The 768-nt window shown below is 59.8% G+C and carries 2 protein-coding genes; both read right to left on the minus strand.

The genetic code is table 11. From position 1 onward, the window contains the following. A partial coding sequence (locus tag PROAA_RS13550) for a riboflavin synthase family protein (protein WP_483771118.1) occupies positions 1 to 232 on the minus strand: 232 nt, incomplete at its 3' end. 92 nt (positions 233 to 324) lie between these two features. Then, positions 325 to 669, minus strand: a complete 345-nt coding sequence (locus tag PROAA_RS13555) for an EscU/YscU/HrcU family type III secretion system export apparatus switch protein (RefSeq protein ID WP_245664284.1) — start codon at positions 667 to 669, stop codon at positions 325 to 327. Positions 670 to 768 lie beyond the last annotated feature (99 nt).

Consider the following 768-nt stretch of genomic DNA (forward strand, 5'->3'; position numbering starts at 1 on the left):
CGAGCCCGATGGTGCATGACAGGGTTTCCGGCGAGACGTCGACAGAAAAGCTGTTGTCCTGTATTCCCACGACAGTCAAGCACACGCCGCTACAGGCGATCGAGTCACCCGGCGCGACATCCTCCAGACCAAGTCGTCCGGCCTCGACGTTCAGGCGAACAGTCGGCGTGCCGTCGTTGCGCGGCGTCAGTTCTGTAATGCGGCCCAGAGCGGCGATGATTCCTGAAAACATGATGAAGTCAATCACAGGGGTGTTTGGAGGGGCATGATTCTACCACGTCGGCCCGTAAGCCCGACGGCCAGGCACGGCTCTTTACGGCGCGTTCACTCTTCGAGTGCTTCAGGCAGTGGCGAAAGAACGGGGGCGGCAGAAATCTGCTGCCCACTTTCGAGGCGATAGATCCAGGCCAGCAATTCCGCAACGGCGATGTAGAGCTGTGGTGGAATACGCTGGTCGAGATCGATCTGCATGAGCAGCGAGACCAACTCGGGCGACTCGTGCACATAAACACCGTGCTCACGAGCGCGCAATATGATCTGTTCCGCGATCAGGCCGCGTCCTTTGGCAACGATACGGGGAGATTGGTCGGTCTGGCTGTAGGCGAGAGCGACGGCACTTTTTAGCGGATCATCCTCCGGCTTGGCCATCTCTGCTTTCTGTCGCGGCATCAACTCCCATTGAGGCAAGCGTGAGGCCTGCCTCATCAAGCTGACTGCGCAGCGCCAGGCTTGAAGCGCGCATAAGTTCGCGTGTCTGGGCGTCTCCGG

The organism is Candidatus Propionivibrio aalborgensis, from assembly GCF_900089945.1.
In the GTDB taxonomy this organism is placed as follows: domain Bacteria; phylum Pseudomonadota; class Gammaproteobacteria; order Burkholderiales; family Rhodocyclaceae; genus Propionivibrio; species Propionivibrio aalborgensis.

Bases quoted from the DNA above. Each gene is read 5' to 3' on its own strand.
- PROAA_RS13555 (WP_245664284.1), bottom strand. From the start codon at position 669: ATGCCGCGACAGAAAGCAGAGATGGCCAAGCCGGAGGATGATCCGCTA.